Annotated in this window: 15 protein-coding genes; 10 read left to right on the top strand and 5 right to left on the bottom strand. The window is 42.5% G+C overall.

What is annotated here, in order from left to right; genetic code table 11:
- Window positions 1-80 precede the first annotated feature (80 nt).
- Window positions 81-1580: an MBOAT family protein gene (locus H6G79_RS32495; RefSeq protein WP_190594670.1), complete on the top strand. Its 1500-nt coding sequence runs from the start codon at window positions 81-83 to the stop codon at window positions 1578-1580.
- Window positions 1581-1942: 362 nt separating this feature from the next.
- Here H6G79_RS32495 and purF read toward each other — a convergent pair whose 3' ends face one another.
- Together purF and purL are read right to left on the bottom strand one after the other, a co-directional pair.
- Window positions 1943-3433, bottom strand: coding sequence for an amidophosphoribosyltransferase (gene purF, locus H6G79_RS32490; protein ID WP_190594661.1), 1491 nt, complete (start codon window positions 3431-3433; stop codon window positions 1943-1945).
- 250 nt (window positions 3434-3683) lie between these two features.
- A complete protein-coding gene (gene purL, locus H6G79_RS32485; protein ID WP_190594660.1) occupies window positions 3684-7472 on the bottom strand; it encodes a phosphoribosylformylglycinamidine synthase subunit PurL in 3789 nt (1262 codons plus the stop codon).
- 815 nt (window positions 7473-8287) lie between these two features.
- Here purL and H6G79_RS32480 point away from each other — a divergent pair.
- Entirely contained in the window at window positions 8288-8470 is a 183-nt protein-coding gene (locus H6G79_RS32480; RefSeq protein WP_190594659.1) for a hypothetical protein, read from the top strand.
- On the opposite strand, the gene H6G79_RS32475 is transcribed toward H6G79_RS32480, so the two are convergent.
- The gene (locus H6G79_RS32475; RefSeq protein WP_190594658.1) at window positions 8455-8940 is read right to left on the bottom strand and encodes an allophycocyanin subunit alpha-B; all 486 of its coding nucleotides are present in this window, start codon (window positions 8938-8940) and stop codon (window positions 8455-8457) included. The two genes, H6G79_RS32480 and H6G79_RS32475, sit on opposite strands and share 16 nt — an antisense overlap.
- Window positions 8941-9092: 152 nt before the next feature.
- On the opposite strand from H6G79_RS32475, the gene rlmD reads away from it, so the two are divergent.
- From rlmD to H6G79_RS32450, 5 genes are all read left to right on the top strand, one after another.
- A complete protein-coding gene (rlmD, locus tag H6G79_RS32470) occupies window positions 9093-10454 on the top strand; it encodes a 23S rRNA (uracil(1939)-C(5))-methyltransferase RlmD (protein ID WP_190594657.1) in 1362 nt (453 codons plus the stop codon).
- 432 nt (window positions 10455-10886) lie between these two features.
- Window positions 10887-11336 (top strand): ATP-binding protein, encoded by a 450-nt coding sequence (locus H6G79_RS32465; RefSeq protein ID WP_190594656.1) that lies wholly within the window; start codon window positions 10887-10889, stop codon window positions 11334-11336.
- A 503-nt stretch (window positions 11337-11839) separates the two neighbouring features.
- Window positions 11840-12013, top strand: a complete 174-nt coding sequence (locus H6G79_RS32460) for a hypothetical protein (RefSeq protein ID WP_190594655.1) — start codon at window positions 11840-11842, stop codon at window positions 12011-12013.
- Window positions 12014-12266: 253 nt separating this feature from the next.
- A complete protein-coding gene (locus tag H6G79_RS32455) occupies window positions 12267-13271 on the top strand; it encodes a serine/threonine-protein kinase (protein WP_190594654.1) in 1005 nt (334 codons plus the stop codon).
- Window positions 13272-13333: 62 nt separating this feature from the next.
- Window positions 13334-14662, top strand: coding sequence for a serine/threonine-protein kinase (locus tag H6G79_RS32450; protein ID WP_190594653.1), 1329 nt, complete (start codon window positions 13334-13336; stop codon window positions 14660-14662).
- Window positions 14663-15047: 385 nt separating this feature from the next.
- Here H6G79_RS32450 and H6G79_RS32445 read toward each other — a convergent pair whose 3' ends face one another.
- Entirely contained in the window at window positions 15048-15386 is a 339-nt protein-coding gene (locus H6G79_RS32445; protein WP_190594652.1) for a DUF6439 family protein, read from the bottom strand.
- Between the two features lie 73 nt (window positions 15387-15459).
- On the opposite strand from H6G79_RS32445, the gene H6G79_RS32440 reads away from it, so the two are divergent.
- Together H6G79_RS32440 and asnS are read left to right on the top strand one after the other, a co-directional pair.
- Window positions 15460-15828, top strand: coding sequence for a hypothetical protein (locus H6G79_RS32440; protein WP_190594651.1), 369 nt, complete (start codon window positions 15460-15462; stop codon window positions 15826-15828).
- A gap of 2 nt (window positions 15829-15830) precedes the next feature.
- Window positions 15831-17222: an asparagine--tRNA ligase gene (asnS, locus tag H6G79_RS32435; protein ID WP_190594650.1), complete on the top strand. Its 1392-nt coding sequence runs from the start codon at window positions 15831-15833 to the stop codon at window positions 17220-17222.
- 217 nt (window positions 17223-17439) lie between these two features.
- On the opposite strand, the gene H6G79_RS32430 is transcribed toward asnS, so the two are convergent.
- Window positions 17440-18183 carry a hypothetical protein gene (locus H6G79_RS32430; RefSeq protein WP_190594649.1) on the bottom strand — a complete coding sequence of 248 codons (744 nt, stop codon included), beginning with the start codon at window positions 18181-18183 and terminating at the stop codon, window positions 17440-17442.
- 423 nt (window positions 18184-18606) lie between these two features.
- Here H6G79_RS32430 and H6G79_RS32425 point away from each other — a divergent pair, with 423 nt between their 5' ends.
- A complete protein-coding gene (locus tag H6G79_RS32425; RefSeq protein WP_190594648.1) occupies window positions 18607-19857 on the top strand; it encodes an HhoA/HhoB/HtrA family serine endopeptidase in 1251 nt (416 codons plus the stop codon).
- The last annotated feature ends 333 nt before the right edge of the window (window positions 19858-20190 follow it).

The following is a 20190-nucleotide window of genomic DNA, read 5'->3' as shown; positions in this document are numbered from 1 at the left end:
AGATTCTTGCTTCATAGCAAATGACTAATGACCAATGACCAATGACTAATGACAATTGACAATTGACCAATGACCAAAATATGAACTTTATTTCAATTTCTTACGCCATATTTCTGCTGAGTATATTAGGCATTTACTGGACTGTTGCCGAACAAAAATGGCGATTGTGGATTTTATTAATTGCTAGTATTGCCTTTTATGCTTCTTGGAGTATTCAATACATCCCACTGTTATTAGCACTGACCTTTATTAACTTTCGCTTAGGTAGAGAAATCGGCAAAAATACTTCGCCGGGAGACCATAGTCTTGATTGGCGCATATCTAATGAAGAATGGCAATATGCCAATGCTGATTGGAATAGTCGCCGTCTGAAATTGTTATCACTAGGTATAGTATTAAATGTTTTATTACTTCTAGGATTTAAATATATTTCGCCGATATTAAACTTAGTTTTTCCTATCCAATCAAGTTCAACGGAAACATCTTTTAAAGTTATTGCACCGTTGGGAATTTCATTTTTTACCTTTGAGTGTATTGCTTATTTAATCGATGTTTATCGCGGCGCTCCGGCTACTGACCATTTTCTCAAATTTGCCACATATAAACTCTTTTTTGCCAAACTAATTTCCGGGCCAATTACCCGCTATCACAACTTAGCAACTCAATTTAATACACTGCAATTTCCCACAGCCGAGAGAGGTACAGAAGCATTATGGTTAATTGCTAGAGGTGCAATTAAAAAAGGACTTTTGGCAGATAATTTGGGGATTTTTGTTGATTTATGTTTTGGGAATTTGCCCCGCGCAGGTAGCACTGATTTGTGGTTGGCGACTTTTGCCTATGGTTTGCAATTGTATTTAGATTTTAATGGCTATGTAGATATTGCCCGTGGTACAGCATTGCTATTTGGTTTAGTTTTGCCAGAAAATTTTGATTTTCCTTACTTTAGTACTAGCATTGCTGATTTTTGGCGACGCTGGCATATAACTTTAGGTGATTGGTTGCGGAACTATGTTTACTTTCCTTTGGGTGGTTCTCGTCGCGGTTTGATACGTACCTGCTGGAATTTATTCCTGGTGATGGTAATTGCAGGTATTTGGCACGGTTCCGCCTGGGGTTTCTTTGTGTGGGGTATTCTCCACGGTATTGCTTTAGCCGTACATCGAATCACAGATGATTGGAGCGATCGCAACGAAAAGCTAGCCCAATTCTGGCAAAATCCTATTGGTATATTTATCGCTTGGCTATTGACACAATTTATGGTTTTCACTTCTTGGATTTGGTTTCGTTTACCCAATCTCCAAGACTCTTCTTTAGCAATTCAGCACCTTTGGGGTCACAAAGCTGATGCACAGTTCGCCCAAAAAGTATATGTAGAAGCTTTAACTATTAGCCCTTATCAACTCTCTTGGTTATTGGGAATTTTAGCGGCTTGTATGGCCTTGGTCTATGCTGTGAACGGTCGATTAAAACTAGAGTTAAACTGGCCTATCAAGCTGGTTTTCGTACCTTTATGTTTTTATATTGTCTGGTTACTAGCTCCCGAAGGCGGTTTACCTTACATCTATTTTGATTTTTAGTTTATGACAGGTGATAGGTGATAGGTTACAGGTTACAGGTTAACTTGAATTCTATAGAAATTTTCCTAAGAGCCTCCCTCTACTAAAAGGCGCTGCGGCGGGCATATACACAAGTCCAAAATTTCTATGTTGAAGCCCTTCCCGCCTAGAACTAAAGTTCCAGGCTCATAGCCAAAGTCCACTCAAGTGGACTGGAATAAAATCCTTTTTGAGTTCTCTTTAGAGAACTTGCGCTATGAGACTCGGAATTAATTCCGAGGCGGGACAGATGCACTCAACTCAGATGTGTGTTTACACCGTAGCGCCTAGAGACTATTCTCATTCAGAATTCTGACTCCTGAATTCTGAATTCTTTTGAGAATTTAAACTACCACCTTCTCTAAAATCAATTTAGAACGCTTCACTTGTTCAGGAATAGCCACTGGGTAATCTCCTGTAAAGCAAGCAGAACAAAAACTATTGGTGTCTTCTCCTGTTGCTTTCAGCATTCCTTCCCAACTGAGGTAGGCGAGAGAATTTACTTCTAATTGTTGGGCAATTTCGGCAACGGATTTGGTAGCCGCAATTAATTGATCTTGGCTATCAGTATCAATGCCATAAAAGCAAGGATGAGTGACAGGGGGTGAAGAAATTCGCATGTGAACTTCAGCCGCACCCGCATCACGCAAGGCTTTGACTAATTTGCGGCTGGTAGTACCCCGCACAATTGAATCATCCACAATCACAACTCGTTTACCCGCCAAGACATCTTTAAGCGGGTTGAGTTTCATCCGAATACCAGACTCGCGCATATTTTGAGTTGGTTGAATAAAAGTGCGCCCAACGTAGCGATTTTTAATCAAGCCTTCGCCATAACTAACACCGGAAGCTTGGGAAAATCCTATCGCTGCGGGGATACCAGAATCAGGTACGCCAAACACAATATCGGCTTCGACATTAGATTCAGCCGCGAGTTGTCTGCCTAAGCGCATCCGATAGCTATATAAACTTTCGTTGTGCATCACGCTATCAGGACGGGCAAAGTAAATCATTTCAAAGATGCACAATTTACGTTGCGGCTTTTGACTCCAATGGAAGGAAGCCAAACCTTCTTCGGTTATCCAAACTAATTCTCCCGGTTCAACATCTCGTAGGTATTCAGCCCCAATAATGTCTAAACCGCAAGTTTCGGAAGACAATACGTAACGAACGGGATTTGTCCCCACGGTACCAATTACCAAAGGACGAATACCATTAGGATCACGGGTTCCCATTACCCCAACTGGTGTACCAATAACTAAACTAAAGGCTCCTTGGCAACGGTGAAAGGCTTGAATTGCCCCGTCTAACCAATCTGCACCACCGTTGACTGCTTCGGCGATCGCAAAGGCAATCATTTCTGAGTCAGTTGTCGTGACTAAGTTAAAATTGCTCTTAACCAATTCATCACGTAATTGTGTTGTATTGACAAGATTACCGTTATGTGTTAGAGCTAAATTGCCTAAGCGAGTCTCAACTACAGCAGGTTGAGCATTCACTTTGCGGCTAGAACCAGTGGTGGAATAGCGGGTGTGACCAACAGCAAGATTTCCCGGCAATTCTTCTAAAATAGATTCGTTGAAGACTTGAGACACCAAGCCCATATCTTTGTGCAGATGGACTTTTGTCCCCTCAAAGGTGGCAATGCCAGCAGATTCTTGACCCCTGTGCTGGAGGGCATACAATCCAAAGTAGGTTAGTTTGGCAACGTCTTCTCCTGGTGCGTAAATTCCAAAGACACCGCAAGCTTCTTCGGGCTTGTCAGGACGGTCATTATTTGAGTTGAAATGAGATTCGGGGTATTCATCCGAAGTCACAGAATCAATGGGAATCATGCTGGCTTTGCTCCTGATTGGGGTGTCAAGTCACTGGGGTTATGGCTTGAGGTGGCTGTACCATTTGGGATTTTGGATTGTCAAACGGTGAGTATGTAACCTTTTGAACAATCCGTCTCCGCATTCACTTTTTGAAAGTGTTATGGTCTATTCTTAACAAATCTTTAACCACTTATTAAAACAGTACCCTAAGAAGTCTGAAGTATGAAGTCTGAAGTGTGAAATTTTTGACTTCAGACGAGATACTTTTTTAGGACTGAGTGTGTGCAGCTAGACGTTTAGCGATCGCATGATTGTAACGATCCTTCATATCTTCCATACTAACTGCGATTAAGGTTTGGTTATCGGTAGTTAAAACCGTCAAACCAGCACCATAATTACCAACCATGCCTAATTTTTGCCATTCTTGAGGCAGATGTTCTTGTAAGTATGATTCCCAGATTTCTTGGTGTTCTGATCCCACAGAAACAATAATTCTTGCGCCAGCTTCACCAAATAGCACTTCATCCAAACGCTGTAACTGATTTGGGGAAATGTCTAATTGAACTTCTGCGCCCAAATTGCCAGCAATCGAAGATTCTGCCAAAGCCACAACTAATCCGCCCTCAGCGCAATCATGGGCTGAACGCACCCAACTAGAACGAATACCATCACGGCAAACCTGCTGCACACGGCGTTCCAAGTCAAAATTTACCCTTGGTGGTCTGCCAGCTACAGTATTGTGGATAGTAGCCAGATATTCTGATGCGCCTAATTCCACTTTGGATTGTACAGTTAACCCCAGTAAATAAATCGCATCACCGCTTGCTTGCCAAGCTTGACCGCAAATTTTAGTGAAATCAGGAATTAAACCCACCATTCCCACCACAGGAGTCGGATAAATTGGTTGGGGGTTGCCTTGAGAATCGACAGTTTCATTGTAAAGAGAGACATTTCCCCCTGTGACTGGTGTGGCTAGTTCTCGACAACCTTCTGCTAAACCACGACAAGCTTCAGCTAATTGCCAATAACCAATGGGTTTTTCGGGACTGCCAAAATTCAGGTTATCGGTAACAGCTAATGGTTCTGCACCCACACAACTGAGGTTGCGGGCGGCTTCGGCAACTACAGCCTTAGCACCTTCATAGGGATCAAGGTAAACATAGCGGGGATTGCAATCTACCGTAGCGGCAACGGCAGATTTCAGATTTGGTGATGTGAGATTGGGGATGGCTTCTAATGGACGTAAGCGCACAACAGCCGCATCTGCACCACCGGGAAGGACGACAGTGTTGTTTTGTACTTGATGGTCGTACTGACGGTATACCCAATTTTTCGAGGCGATCGTGGGTGTATTGAGTAAAGTCAATAAGATATGATTCCAACTGTGGCTACCGATCCCCGCAGTTGTGCAGGCAGGTAAACTATCTGCTGTCCATGTCCAAGCTTGGCGGGCGTATTCTGGCGGTTCTGCCAATAACTCACGTTCGTAAAGTGGCGTATTTTCTGCCAAAGCATCAGCCGGAATTTCTGCCGCAATTTTACCCCGGAATAAAATCCTGACGATGGGTTCTGCAATTACTGTCCCAGCCACAACCGCTTGAAGCCCCCACCGATGGAAAATATCAATTAACTCCTGTTCCCGGCCTTTGTGGGCAACAAACAACATTCGTTCTTGCGATTCCGACAGTAAATATTCATAGGGAACCATCTCAGTTTCCCGCACCGGAATCTTATTTAAATCTAATTCAATGCCGACACCACCTTTAGCTGCCATTTCTGAGGTAGAACAAGTAATTCCGGCTGCACCCATATCTTGGGCGGCGACCACTGCGCCAGTTTTAAACGCTTCTAGACAAGCTTCAATTAATGACTTTTCTAAAAATGGGTCGCCGACTTGCACCGCCGGACGGTCATCCATCGACGCATCAGTTAATTCGGCACTGGCGAAACTTGCACCACCCATCCCATCGCGTCCGGTGGTAGAACCCACATACAATACAGGATTACCAATGCCCGATGCCCCAGATTTGACAATTTCCGGCGTTTCCATCAATCCCAAGGCCATAACGTTAACTAAAGGATTTCCTGCATAAGCAGGGTCAAAGTATACTTCGCCACCAACAGTAGGAACGCCGACGCAATTGTGTGTCACGATCCCCGATGAAGTCACAAAAAGATGTGTATTATCTACTTCCACATCATAGACATCACATTCGGCAACGGTTTGGTGTTCAATACTCTGAATCTTGACAGTAGCTACATCTGCTGCCGACTGGGTAAACCGAGGAAATGAATGTTTTGTACCACTGTAACGATTTAACGCTACGGCTAATTCCTGATTTCGCTCTTGGCTAAAAACTGTAGCTAAGGCTTTTAATGCCGCAAAATTACTGACTTCCAATTGCCATAAGGGTTTACGGATGTACTTGCGTCCCTCAATTTCTGCTTCGCCTGCTGGTTGGCAATAAATATATGGGATGATTCCTTGAGTTTGCAGTAATAGGACTGTTTGCTCAAATAACTTGCGGCTAGTGGTAGCAAAACTAATTTTGGCGTGATTACCGTGAGTTTTGGTAGTCATTGAACCATCACCCCGGAATAAGCCTTTGAGGACTTCATGCTGCAATTCTTGTGACCACTGGAAGACAAAGTTAGGGAATGCTTTATTGCTGGCTTCTGTGCCGCATTGCCAAACATTCTTCAAGAAATGCCCAAATAGCCAGGAAGTCGCGTAAACAGCAATGGTAGAAGCACGTTTTTCTACACAAGGACGTAACCCCAAATATTTTAGACCAGCGATCGCATCATCAACATACTCTGTTTCATGATGGGCGAAGGTGAAAACAATTTTGTAGGTATTGCCGTTTTTGGCAGCACAGCCTTCTGAGAGAAAATAGCCAATTAACCGGGCAAACAATTTATTTGGCTGAATGACTGCATTCATATAATTGGCTTTACCGCGCCGGAATAAGCGGATATCGCTACGAGGTACATTCAGCAGCAGTTCCAAGGCCAAAAAGTAAGCTAGAGGAAATCTACCTGTAGATAAGTATTGATGGTGTTTGTAAACAGCAGGTTCGAGTAATCTCAGTGCAGTACGTACCGCTTCTGTGACTTGCCAATTTTCTGGTAGCTGCACGTATACATCGTTCCCAATGGCGGTTTCTGGATTTAAACCAGTCAGCAAATCTAAGGCTGTGTTTTTTTCTGCTGTTAATTGTGGCCATGCAGTGATTAACGGGATTTCATCACCGATTTTTAAAGACTGCGCCACTGCAATATCCCATTCACCATTGGCGCGAATTAACATCGGATGGTCTGGCGTAACCACCAAAGTACGTCCCAAGGCTGTACGGATAGTAATCAAATTTTGGCTACGTCGTTTAAATATTCGCCGTACAGGTTGCCAACAAACAGTTTGGCTGTCGGGATCTAAAGATAAAGTTTGAACCGCATCACTATCATTGAGTTCTAAAGTCGTGACGTTGGTTGTGAGGCGAGATTCCACAAAGTTGCCAATGGTGTCAAAATGTATCCCGTCTTGATTTTGCCAAATAAAAGTTTCATCACTGACGAGACAGTTACCATAATGGCTGATTCCTGAGACTACCCCAGTAAATAGCCTTTGGGTTTTAGGATCATCTAGAGAACCAAAGCGCAATGAGTTTAACAAAGCAATGGGACGCGCACCCATTGTAAAAATATCTCTGAGGATACCACCGACACCTGTGGCAGCTCCTTGGAAGGGTTCAACGGCAGAGGGATGGTTATGAGATTCAATTTTAAAAGCGAGGCGTAGTCCTTCACCCAGGTCAACCACACCCGCATTTTCACCAGGGCCTACGAGAATGCGGGGGCCTGTGGTCGGAAATTGTTTGAGTAAGGGTCGGGAATTTTTGTAACAGCAATGTTCTGACCACATCACCCCAAACATTCCCAGTTCTGCTTTGTTAGGATGGCGGCCTAAACGTCGCACAATTTCTGCATATTCTTCGGGCTTAATACCTTCGGCGGCAATTTCTTTGGGAGAAAACGGATCTTTGGGGGTGGTGGTCATGGGAATAATGCACCAAGGGGACAGAAGACTATTTTATAGTTAATGGTCAATATAAAAATTCGGTTTGATTTCTGAATCTAGTTGTATGGGCAGGGAATGGGGAGTGGGGAGTAGGGAGTAGGCAAGAAGTCTTATTTGGGCGTACTGGCTTTTTTCATAAATCAAATTATGAGTCCTATAGTCACAGGACTTACACACAAAGATTGTCTATGAAGATTGGGTGTAAGGGTTTGTGGCGTAAAGGTTTTAGATACATACACCCCTATACCCTCTACCCCTACACCATCGCCAAAACTCTTGATTTTTCGTTTTTATGCGTAAGTCCTAAGTCATTGGCTATTTGTGCTTTGTTTTTCCCCATCTGTAACTGCTGTTGTAGCTCTAAGCTTGTCCGTTGTTACACACTTAAGTAGATACCGCTCGATAGTAACACTCAAGTGACGACAATCACATAGAAACATGATTGAGATCGTCTCTCGCCCTTTGCCAAATTGGCATAATTACATACAACTGAACTCTAGCCGAGTCATTAATAGGGAACACACTAATCGCCGACAGCTTTGATAAAAAACTGTCGGCTTTTTGTATTTGGGAGTGGGGGGAGTGTGGGAGGTGTGGGAGGTGTGGGAGGTGTGGGGAGTGACCATTGACTAATGACTAATGACTAATGACCAAATAAAATTTCCCCACAGTTGGTTGATAGCTAGACACAGAGATGGCCAAAGCCACTACCAAATGTGGGGAGAGTATGATCAAATTAGAGTTGTTATGTTTTGAGTGCTAACACTCAGCACTCACTTTAAGAGACAGTCCTGATGAAACTGATTTCAAAAGCCAAGCATGAAAGGGCGACTAGTGTGTTTACTCAGCACTTTCAACTCAGCAACGCCACTGAGGGAGTCGGCAGAGCCGCCCAACGCAGTGGCTCCTCAGCACTTTCAACTCAGGAAGACACATCTAAAGAAGCAAAACAAACTTTGGCTTATGACATCGCTTGAATGATGTAATCAAAGTATGGTGCTGCTGCTGCTGCGTCGTCTGCACTGAGTAAGTCAAGGGAGGCTTTTTTCAGACAACTGATGGCTTCTACCATTCCAGGAACGGGAACACCAAGGGAGTTGTACATTTCGCGCACACCAATTAAACCGATTTTTTCAATTGGTTCTTTGTCACCAGCAAGTACGCCATAGGTAATCAGGCGTAAATACCAGCCAAAGTCACGGATACACAATGCACGTTGGCGTTCACCGTAGGCATTGCCACCGGGTGCGATAAAATCAGGGCGCTTCTGCCAAAGTTGCTTGGTGGCTTCCTGAACTATCTTTTTTTCATTTTCGGAAAGGGTAGCAGCAATACGAGTCCGTTGCTCACCTGTTTGCAAAAAGTCTTTGATACTTTTGAGTTCGCCACTGCTGGGATAACGCAGTTCGTCGTCGGCTTTGAGAATAACTTGGCTAATTACAGTCATGATTATTGTAATCACGAGAAATATTATTTGCTAGTTTAACGAGTTGGAGGTACAGAGGGGAAGGGAAATCAAAGTATGAAGTGTGAAGTGTGAAGTATGAAGTATGAAATTAAACTTCAATCTCTTGACAAATGACAAATGACTATTGACAAATGACGAACAATATTTGGAAACAGGGTGAATTAATTGAAGTTGCGATCGCTGACCTCAGTGACACTGGTGATGGGGTCGGTCGCTATGATGAGCGTGTGGTATTTGTGCCAGATACTGTCCCTGGCGATCGCGTCGTGGTACGTTTACTGCATGTCAAGCCAAAATATGCTCACGGCAAACTCATCCAGCTATTGCAGCCATCACCCCACCGCATCCGCCCAAGCTGCATTGTGGCTGATAAGTGTGGTGGTTGTCAGTGGCAGCATATTGATTATGAATATCAGCTAGAAGCGAAACGCAATCAAGTTATTCAGGCTTTGCAGCGTATTGGTGGTTTTACTGCACCATCAGTAGAACCTGTATTGGCGGCTGTGTCACCCCTGGGATACCGCAATAAATCTACTTATCCTGTCAGTGTTTCTACTACCGGGCAAGTACAGGCGGGATATTACCAAAAGGGTAGTCACCATTTAGTGAACTTAAATCAATGCCCTGTGCAGGATTCTCGCTTAAATCCTCTGCTTGCAGAAGTCAAGCAAGACATTCAAAAACGTGGCTGGAAAATTTACAACGAACAACGTCACCAAGGGCAAATTCGCCATTTAGGTTTACGCATCGGCCGCCGCACGGGAGAAATGCTGTTGACTTTGGTGGTTACTGAGTGGAATTTAGCGGGAATTACGGAACAAGCCGAGGTTTGGTTGCAGCGATATCCGCAATTGGTGGGAGTTTCTTTAAATCGCAACCCAGAACGCACTAATGCCATTTTTGGTAGGGAAACTCGCACTATTGCTGGAGTTTCTTATCTGAGAGAAGAATTTGCCAATTTAGAATTTCAAGTCCGCCCCGATACATTTTTCCAAGTTTCTACGGAAACAGCCGAAGCACTCTTAGAAGTCATTCAGACAGAACTTAACCTCCAAGGACATGAGGTACTAGTTGATGCTTATTGTGGAATTGGAACCTTAACATTGCCTTTAGCCCAGCAGGTACGCCAAGCATTTGGACTGGAATTACAAGCCGAAGCAGTTGAACAAGCAATTTTGAATGCGAATCGCAATAGTATACATAACGTTACATTTCAAGTCGGTGCGGTAGAGAATTTACTGCCGCAAATGGGAATAATACCTGATGTGGTCATACTTGATCCACCACGTAAGGGATGCGATCGCACTGTCATCGATTCATTACTGCGATCGAAACCTGCCCGCATCGTTTACGTCAGCTGTAAAGTAGCCACACTTGCGCGTGACCTGAAGTTGTTATGTGAAGGAGGCATATATAAAGTTACAAGGGTGCAACCTGCTGATTTTTTTCCACAAACCTCTCATGTAGAAGCTGCTGCCTTTCTTGTGTTATGACATTTAAATAAGAGTACTAACTCTTTATCAAAATCTTAAATTGCAAATTTGTAGTCTCTTGCATAGTAACAATGCTAAAATCGAATTAACCTAAAACATAGAAATGATTTTGTTAAAACAACTAAAGTTGCATAGACTCTCATTGATTATGAATAAGGTTGTCTGATATAAGAATCGGCAATACAAAACTCACTTTTATAGTTCTCAAAAATTTTCAGCATATTTTAATTTGCTGGCTGCGATCGCAGAATTTCAAAAGCCGTTTTATGTATCGACAATCAAAGTTCATAAACAGAGTAAATGCTCCCTAGCATTTTCAAAACTAGTATAAAAGACGCAAGTTTGAAGGCAGCATGACCACCTCCAACTTTGTCAGGGTGCGCGTACAAGCAAACTGATGTCTAGCTAACTGAAAGCTATGGGGTTTCTCTTGTGATTAGTATTTCGCTTCGTCCAGTCGGACGTTATTGGGGCACACTTAGTTTTGCCTCTACTCTCTATCTTTGTCCCATACTAGATTTACTGCTGGCAGAAATTCCAGCTAAATTACAAGCAGAATTGCGGCTAGGACTCCAAGAAGCCTTAGTCAATGCCGCTAAACATGGTAATAATCTTGATCCTAGTAAAAGAGTTGTAGTGCGTTTTTCGTTGATAGATAATCAATATTGGTGGGTAATTTCAGACCAAGGTCAAGGCTTTACACCAGAACCAAGTTCTGATAAAGAAGCGGTAGATTATTTACCACCAGATGAATCGGAAAGTGGTCGCGGTTTATGTTTGCTCCATCAAATTTTTGATCAAGTAGAATGGAGCCGCAGAGGTACAGAATTACGATTGTGTAAACAAATGGAAAATCGCCCCCGGTTGTCTTTAAGGCGATGAGGAAACGGGTGAAGTGTGAAATTTAACATACCGTATGTTTCGGGTACATAAGGTACAAGCATAAAACCCAAAAATATGTAGAGACGTTACATGTAACGTCTCTACATTATTCTATGAATACCTAAACTTATTGAAAACAATACGGCAAATATAGATTGCGCCGTAACCCAACATCAAATTATGATATTTTGAGAGAATATTTTAATAAGTAAAATAATTGCAGCGTCAATTTTACCCTGAGAATTGAGATATTTGTTTAATTGAAAGTTTTGCGGTTTTATTCATAGCATTTCTTGGGTTTCACTACGTTTCAACCAACCTACATTTTAAATTCTTCTCTACGATTCGCTTTGTAAACACTACCAATCAGTGCGATCACTCATTAACAGCATTATCTAATAAACATTCTGTCATTAAGACATAAAGTTCTGTTGTTAGGACACAAAGTTGTGATGCTATTACTCAATTAAGTTGACTTCATAACAAAAGCAGTTTGCATATTCATGAAATGCTGTAGAGGCGTTATATGTCAATATAGTTTAGTTAAGGCTAAAAACCTAGATTGGTGTAGGTTGGGTGGAGGAACGGAACCCAACATTCTCAAGACCGAAAAACACCACAAGCGATCGCTTGGCAGCAAAACTGCAAGAATTAGGATTGACCCAGATTCTATATAGTGGATTCACTTCTGGTTCAATTTCACAAAAGTAGGACTTACGCAACTAGCATATTTTTTCTGTAGGGTGTGTGACGCAACGAGAAGATTTTAACGTAGTCATCAGATTTATAGCGTCACGCACTAACCACCAATTGCGACACTTACGTAAGTCCTGAAAAGATTTGAGCCATATTTTGAGATAAATTCTTAGTTGTCTCTGCTCAAGACTCTCTTATGTCAAAATTAATCCATGTATTTGGGGAGTTGCAAAGATGGCTTGGGTTGCAGGTGATCAGTTGCAAAGTGGAAAATACACGATTGAAAGGGAGTTAGGAAAGGGACGTTTTGGTATTACCTATTTGGTAAAAAACAGGAATAGCGATCGCTTGGTTATTAAAACCTTAAACGATGACTTGCTTCAATCCCTCAGTCAAGACGAACGCGCACGACTGGAGAATATGTTTTACGATGAAGCTTTCAAACTTCGAGGATGTAAACATAACCATATTGTGCAGATTACGGAACTCTTTAGAGAAGGGGAGTATCCGTGTTTGGTAATGGAATATATCGGTGAAGATAGTTTAGCTAATCTCCGTCCATCAATACTTTCAGAACCAGACGCACTGCGTTACATTCAGCAAATTGGCGAAGCACTGATAGAGGTACACAACAAAGGTTTGATTCATCGGGATGTACATCCGGGAAATATCTTACTGCGGAAGCGAGATGGAAATTTAGAAGCAGTATTGATTGATTTTGGTCTAGCTTTAAATTTTGACCACATTTTAACTACAAGCCGAACTCAAGAAACATCTGAAGGATTTACACCACCTGAACTTTATGCTAGAGGTAATACAACACACGCTTATAGCGATATTTATTCACTCGCAGCTACTCTGTATAAACTTCTGACAGGGAGAACACCTGTAGGTGCGGTAAAGCGTAAAGTAGATGGTGAACATTTAGTCTCTCCAAAAGAATATAATCCTCAGATTACCAAGAAGACCAACGACGCAATCTTAGTAGGAATGCAGCTAGATCCCAGACAAAGACCACAGTCTATGCAAGAATGGCTTAATTCTTTGGGATTGGCTGGGAGCAAGATAAAAACAACAGAACCACCTAAATCTAAAGTAACAATTGATTGGGTTGCTATTACTGCCATTGGAACTTTACTTGCAGGTATTGGAGCTATGGCTGCTTGGTATACAATTTTCAAACCCTATCCACCGCCTTCCCCAACAGTGACCAGTCCGCCATCTAGTAAAACTCCGTAGAATTAGCTAAACTTTCATCATCATTACAATCTCGCAGTGATTTTCTTTACCAAGAGGTATTCATGCCCTGGATAGTAGGACAACGATTACAAAATGGCAATTATGTAATTGAGCAAGTCCTGGGACAAGGTGGATTTGGGATTACTTACAAAGCATTGCAAGTTGAGCTAAATCGTTCAGTCGTCATTAAAACACCCAATGAATTTCTCAGCCATGATCCAGAATATGACAGATATGTAGAACGATTTATCAAAGAAGGGCAAATATTAGCACGCCTATCTCAAAATCCCCATCCTCACATTGTGGGAGTGATTGACTTGTTTCGAGAAGGCGCAACTCACTGCTTGGTAATGGACTTTGTACCAGGAGAAAACTTGTTTGAGGCGGTGAAACGCAGAGGAATGTTACCAGAAGCCGAGATTTTGCCTTGTATCTGTCAAATCGCAGAAGCTTTGACAGTGGTGCATAAAGCAGGACTGGTACACCGAGATGCCCATCCTGGTAATATAATGCTGCGAAGCAATGGCAAAGCCGTTTTGATAGACTTTGGTATTGCTAAAGGAATCGACCCTCAAACCTTGAGTTCAACAGGTAATGTGGGTAATCGGGGCTTTGCGCCTTATGAACAAATGACTAGGGGTAGTCGAGAGCCAACAGTTGATATTTACTGTCTGGCTGCTACACTCTACTATGCTATGACAGGTCAACCCCCTACAACTGCTCTAGCTCGTAAGCTTGATAACGCTTCTCTTATACCGCCCAAACAATATAATCGAGCTATTAGTGAACGATTAAATCAAGCAATACTCACGGGTATGGCATTGGAGTCAAAAGATCGCCCTCAGTCTATGCAAGCATGGTTGGCGATATTAAAAACACCAAAAGTAACACTTCCGCCTCCTTTTGAACCAGTTTATAAAAAAGGAGTTGTTCGTCCTAAAGTCAAGGTAAACTCAGAACCCACATCACCTAGGATTATTCCTTGGGGCTGGTTAACTGCTTTTTTTCTCATTCATGGATGGCTGGGCTTTCTGTCAGTCAAAGATAATGCTCCATTATTATCTTTGATTTTAGTTGAGGCTGTGGGGGTGGCTGTGGCTTGGTCTTTTGAGGCTAAGGCTGAACTTTCCGCTTGGTTTATTACTGTTTTTCTATCATCGCTTGGGTTATCAATATTTATACTTATTAATACTGTAGCTGTGGTTGTGGATAGTGGCAAACCTTGGATTAGAGTTGCGCTCCAAGTTGGAAATGTGACTCCGCTCATGCTTAAAAATAAAATTGAATTACGAAAGTTTTTTAGCGAGTTTCATACTTTTCTGATTTTGACAGGCACTTCTTGTTTGGGGTTGGGTTTAGGGTGGTTGTTAACCAAAGTCTACGTGCGTTGAACCCACAGTTAAAAAAGTAGGTTGGGTGGAGCGATCGCAAAATCAAAAGCTAGAATGACGAAACCAAACGATAGGTAGGATTTCAAGACTTGTGTGTACACCGCAGCTTCAAAAGGGGGGAAAAAGAATCAAAGTCCCCTTTTTTAAAGGGGATTTAGGGGGATCTAAAATGATTTGATACATTATTAAGGACTTTTCAAACATCCTCTAAAAAATGCGATCGCTCATAAGACAATACAGTTAGAACACAAAGGTGTAGGTTGGGTGGAGGAACGGAACCCAACATTCTCAAGACTGATAAAACGTCTGGTTCAATAATAAGCGATCGCAGTCTCCGGTAAAGTAAGAAATGCGATCGCTCATCAAAAGTATTATTAAAAACTAGTTAATTTCCTTGTCCCTTATGTCCATGTGTAGGACATGGAGGTGCAGATATTGATTTATCTAACCAGCCTACAGCTTGTTCTAAGCGGGGGAGTGCTTCTTCTGGTTGATTTTTGAGGAGATATACCAGCGCCGCCGCTACTTGTTCACTAGCGCGAGAATTGCGGTTAGACTTGAGGCGATGCCAATCGTTAGGAGAGATGGTGAGTCTTTCCATGAGGACTTGTGCTAGTTCTTGAGTGCTGAGTTCTAAGTGCTGAGTGCTGAGTGCTGAGTGCTGAGTGTTGAGTTCTAAGTGCTGAGTGCTGAGTGCTGAGTGCTGAGTATTAAGAGATTCCATATCTATAAATTTGGGGATTGATTAGTAACTTTCAACTATTGGCATTAAATTAATCTTAATTTACTATCAGTCAATGAAGCCGCCTAAAAAATCACATAATCCTTCAGCCGAAGAAAATCAAGAGCCGGATTTTGAGCAAGAATTAGAGGAAGTAGAGCGATCGCTCATCTTAATTAAAGAACGATACACTCAAGTTAAGCAGGATCAACAGCAAAAGGCAGAATGGCAACAACGCCAACAAGAACTAAGGGACAATAAACCCCAAACGCCAGAAATCAAAGCTGAGTTAAAACAAATTCAAAAGCAGTTGGATTTGCTAGAAATCAATTTAGAAAGTCGGTTATTTTCTTGGCGTAGCTTGAAAAAACCTTTCTGGCAAGCCGTCCGCTTTGGTGGAATGGGCGTTATCATAGGCTGGATATTAAAATCCTGTGCTGGGTAAATATGGTAAATAGACGAGTTGCAGAAATATTGCGAAGTGGTCAACCTGATGAGTCTCTTGTAGTTCAAGGCTGGGTAAGAACAAAGCGTGACTTGAAAGGATTTGCCTTTATTGAAGTCAATGATGGTTCATCACTAGCGAATTTGCAAGTTGTCATCAATCAAGATTTGCCAGACTATGAGGCGATTTTGAAAAGACTGAATACAGGTGCGTCGGTGGAAGTTCACGGTGTATTGGTAGCTTCCCAAGGGAAAGGACAGCGTATTGAATTAAAAGCCGAGGCGGTGAAAGTCTACGGTGAAGCTGATCCCGAAACTTATCCATTGCAAAAGAAACGCCACTCATTTGAATTTTTACGCACAATTGGACATTTGCGATCGCGCACAAATTCCTTTGGTGCAGTGTTCCGCGTCAGAAATGCTTGTTCCACAGCCATTCACCAATTCTTTCAAGAACGCGGCTTTTTGTGGGTACACACTCCCATTATTACCGCCAGTGATTGCGAAGGTGCAGGAGAATTATTTAGCGTCACCAGTTTCGATCTCAAAAACGTCCCCCGCACTGACAACCAAGCTATAGATTATACACAAGACTTTTTTGCTAAACCCACATATTTAACAGTTAGTGGACAGTTAGAAGCAGAAGTTATGGCGATGGCGTTTTCCAACGTCTACACCTTCGGCCCCACCTTCCGCGCCGAAAATTCTAACACTTCTCGCCACCTCGCAGAATTTTGGATGGTTGAGCCAGAAATGGCATTTTGTGACTTAGAAGGTGATATGGATTTAGCCGAGGCATTTCTCAAACATATTTTTAATTATGTGTTGGAAAAATGCCCAGAAGATATGCAGTTTTTCAACGAACGCATTGATAATACAGTTTTAGCCACAGCCGAAAATATTATTAACAATCAATTTGAACGTCTGACTTATACAGATGCCATCAAACTATTAGAAAAAGCTGATGTTAAATTTGATTATCCTGTAAGTTGGGGCTTAGACTTACAATCAGAACATGAGCGTTATCTAGCAGAACAACTATTTAAAAAGCCAGTAATTGTCACAGATTATCCCGCGCAAATCAAAGCATTTTATATGCGGTTAAATGACGATGAAAAAACCGTCCGGGCAATGGATATTCTCGCACCCAAAATTGGGGAAATTATCGGCGGTTCCCAAAGAGAAGAACGTTTAGACGTGCTGGAACGTCGGGTAATAGCGCAAGGAATGAAACCCGAAGACTTATGGTGGTATTTAGACTTGCGCCGTTTTGGGACTGTACCTCATGCGGGTTTTGGCTTAGGTTTTGAAAGACTCGTGCAGTTTATGACAGGTATGGGAAATATTCGTGATGTGATTCCATTCCCCCGCACACCACAAAATGCTGAATTTTAGTTAGGGATAGAAAAGAAGGTGTGGGGAGTGTGGGAGGTGTGGGGAGTGTGGGAGGTGTGGGAGGTGTGGGGAGTTCATTATTTGATAGGTAGAGCAGGTGTAGGTTGGGTGGAGGAACGGAACCCAACATTTTCAAGGCTTTGTTGGGTTACGCTATCGCTACACCCAACCTACTGTTCTCTTAACTGAACCGTATTGCCTGTAACCCGTAACCTTCTTAATTACAATTAACTGCGGAAGCCGAGTTTGCTTTTGTTAAATCACCAGTAAATACGGCGGTGTATTTATAAGGTGATGCACCAGCGCAAGTCATGGAATTTTTATCAGCACGCCGTGGATTAGACCATGAATCTGCCAGTACTCTTAAGGTTGTGCCGTTCCATGATAAGTTAGTTACTGCTAAAGAATTACTTTTCCCATCACTTGGCTTTCTTGCAGAGACAAATGTCGCAGATAAAACGCTACCATTACTAGGATTAATCCTGGCAATAACGGCTACTTTGGCACCGCCACCACTACCATAAGAAGATAGCCAACCGTTCTTAGCAAAGCGGCGAAAATCGTTACCAGTCTGGCTACCAGTCGAAGAAAAAACGCCATATAAAATGTTATTGCCATCCCATAACAGCCCATAGCCTGTACCATCATCATTGGTGGTTTCGTAGTCATTGCGACACCATTTTTTTACACCATTATCAAAGCGAATGATGCGGGGGTCTTTGTTTAGGGATGTTACTTGTTGATAACCAATGTAAATAGTTTTTGCACCTATTGATATTTTTGGCCCATTTTTCGCTTTGATACTGGCTTCGCTGTCATTGCAGGTAAATGCTACACCTTTGCCAAAAGATGTCCTAATACTTGTTTGGGCAACAACTTGAGGATTGACTAAATCAATTCCTAATGCTGCGAATAAACATAAAAATGCTAGAGATTTAGGTAATTGGTGGCGCTTCGTCATGGTTTGTGAGTAGGGAACCCTGTAAAAGACGACACCTTAACACAAATTCTTCTCAGTGCCAATTCTGCACTAGTAGTGTACCAACCCAAAATTGCTACGTGGAGGTAAGCAAGGGAGCAAGGGAGCAGGGGAGCAGGGGAGAAACTTGCAGTAAGTCTTTCCCCCCTGCCCCTCTGCCCCTCTGCTCCTCTGCTGACCACAACGCAAAGTTTCCTTGGCAGACTACTAGATAAATCAGGACTTATGCACAAAGACGGTTGAGAATAGGTGCATAGGAGTAAGAGTATAGGTGTGTAAGTTAGTAGAAAGGCTCTTGAGTAGGAAAATATTCACATTTTCACACTTTTGCTACAGGGCTGTAACAAAAGTGTAATAAACCCTGTCTACATTAGTAATAGATTCAAAATAACCTTTTAAACGGCAATGCAAAATCAAATACCAGACGGAAATAACCCATTAAATAGCACTTCAGATGCCAAATACCGTAAACCAGCACCTTGGAGAAAGGCGGCGGCTTCTCTATCATTGGTGTTGCTAGGTTCTGGTATGACCTTAGCTGGTGGTTATCTGGCTAACCATCAGTCGCAGGTGTCGCAAAGTGCATCAAATTTGGCTTTAAGTCGGGTGAATGCTGCACCGCCAATTGTTGCGGGTACAGATCCTAATTTTGTGACTCAGGTAGTGCAGAAGGTAGGGCCAGCAGTGGTGCGAATTAATTCTTCTCGGACTGTTAAAAGTCAATTACCAGAGGAATTTAACGACCCATTTTTCCGCCGCTTTTTTGGTTCACAACTACCAGAAAGCCAAGAAAGAGTAGAGCGGGGTACTGGGTCTGGGTTTATTATTAGTGGTGATGGTCAAATTCTCACCAACGCTCACGTTGTTGATGGTGCAGATACAGTAACAGTTATTCTCAAAGATGGGCGGAGTTTTCAAGGTAAGGTTTTAGGCAAAGATGAATTAACAGATGTTGCGGTTGTCAAAATTCAAGCCAACAATTTGCCGACTGTTACCGTAGGTAACTCTGAACAATTGCAACCAGGAGAATGGGCGATCGCAATTGGTAATCCTTTAGGATTAGATAATACAGTCACCACAGGCATTATCAGCGCCACCGGACGCAGTAGCAACCAAATTGGCGCATCTGATAAGCGAGTAGATTTTATTCAAACTGATGCAGCAATTAATCCTGGTAACTCTGGCGGGCCATTACTCAACGCCCGTGGTGAAGTAATTGCCATGAATACAGCTATTATTCAAGGAGCGCAAGGTATAGGTTTTGCTATTCCCATTGCGACAGCACAACGTATTGCTAACCAATTAATTTCTACAGGTAAAGTCGAGCATCCTTATCTTGGCATTCAAATGATTGGGTTAACCCCACAAATCAAACAAAATATTAATTCTGACCCCAATAGTGGTTTGAGTATTAATGAAGATAAAGGTGTCTTAGTTGTGAAAGTTCTGCCTAATTCACCCGCCGCCAAAGCCGGGTTACGCGCAGGTGATGTCATCCAAAAGATTGAAGGTAACGCTGTCACAGAAGCCGAAAGCGTCCAAAAAGCTGTTGATAAAAGCCAAATTGGTGCAGATTTGCGCTTAGAATTACGCCGTAATGGACAAACCCTGAATTTATCTGTGCGTCCCGGTAGTTTCCCCACTCAAGTGCAATGATGAGTGCTGAGTGCTGAGGAAAAATAGCATTCGTAATATAGCAACCCTAATTTGATTTGTAAACATCGAGAGGCTCAGATCCCCGACTTCTTGAAGAAGTCGGGGATCTTTTAGTTTACGAATGATATCATGTCCGCTTGATTACTTATAAAAACCGAAGAACCCCACCCCGCCAAAACTATGTTTTGTCTCCCCTCCCCGTGAACGGGGAGGGGTTAGGCTGACAGGTGTAGGTTTTTTACAAGGGTGTGAGTATTCATTCTCAGAGTCGGAAAATAAAAGAAGAAAAGCAAGTGAAAAAGAGGCTCAAATGCTAAAAAATGAGTACCTCAA

Origin of the sequence: Anabaena sp. FACHB-83 (assembly GCF_014697485.1) — a bacterium.
In the GTDB taxonomy this organism is placed as follows: domain Bacteria; phylum Cyanobacteriota; class Cyanobacteriia; order Cyanobacteriales; family Nostocaceae; genus Nostoc_B.
This window is presented reverse-complemented; position numbering and strand designations above follow the sequence as displayed.

Coding starts and splice junctions, on each gene's coding strand:
- H6G79_RS32495 (WP_190594670.1), top strand. CDS start 81: ATGAACTTTATTTCAATTTCTTACGCCATATTTCTGCTGAGTATATTA.
- purF (WP_190594661.1), bottom strand. CDS start 3,433: ATGATTCCCATTGATTCTGTGACTTCGGATGAATACCCCGAATCTCAT.
- purL (WP_190594660.1), bottom strand. CDS start 7,472: ATGACCACCACCCCCAAAGATCCGTTTTCTCCCAAAGAAATTGCCGCC.
- H6G79_RS32480 (WP_190594659.1), top strand. CDS start 8,288: ATGAAACTGATTTCAAAAGCCAAGCATGAAAGGGCGACTAGTGTGTTT.
- H6G79_RS32475 (WP_190594658.1), bottom strand. CDS start 8,940: ATGACTGTAATTAGCCAAGTTATTCTCAAAGCCGACGACGAACTGCGT.
- rlmD (WP_190594657.1), top strand. CDS start 9,093: ATGACGAACAATATTTGGAAACAGGGTGAATTAATTGAAGTTGCGATC.
- H6G79_RS32460 (WP_190594655.1), top strand. CDS start 11,840: ATGAAATGCTGTAGAGGCGTTATATGTCAATATAGTTTAGTTAAGGCT.
- H6G79_RS32455 (WP_190594654.1), top strand. CDS start 12,267: ATGGCTTGGGTTGCAGGTGATCAGTTGCAAAGTGGAAAATACACGATT.
- H6G79_RS32450 (WP_190594653.1), top strand. CDS start 13,334: ATGCCCTGGATAGTAGGACAACGATTACAAAATGGCAATTATGTAATT.
- H6G79_RS32445 (WP_190594652.1), bottom strand. CDS start 15,386: ATGGAATCTCTTAATACTCAGCACTCAGCACTCAGCACTCAGCACTTA.
- H6G79_RS32440 (WP_190594651.1), top strand. CDS start 15,460: ATGAAGCCGCCTAAAAAATCACATAATCCTTCAGCCGAAGAAAATCAA.
- asnS (WP_190594650.1), top strand. CDS start 15,831: ATGGTAAATAGACGAGTTGCAGAAATATTGCGAAGTGGTCAACCTGAT.
- H6G79_RS32430 (WP_190594649.1), bottom strand. CDS start 18,183: ATGACGAAGCGCCACCAATTACCTAAATCTCTAGCATTTTTATGTTTA.
- H6G79_RS32425 (WP_190594648.1), top strand. CDS start 18,607: ATGCAAAATCAAATACCAGACGGAAATAACCCATTAAATAGCACTTCA.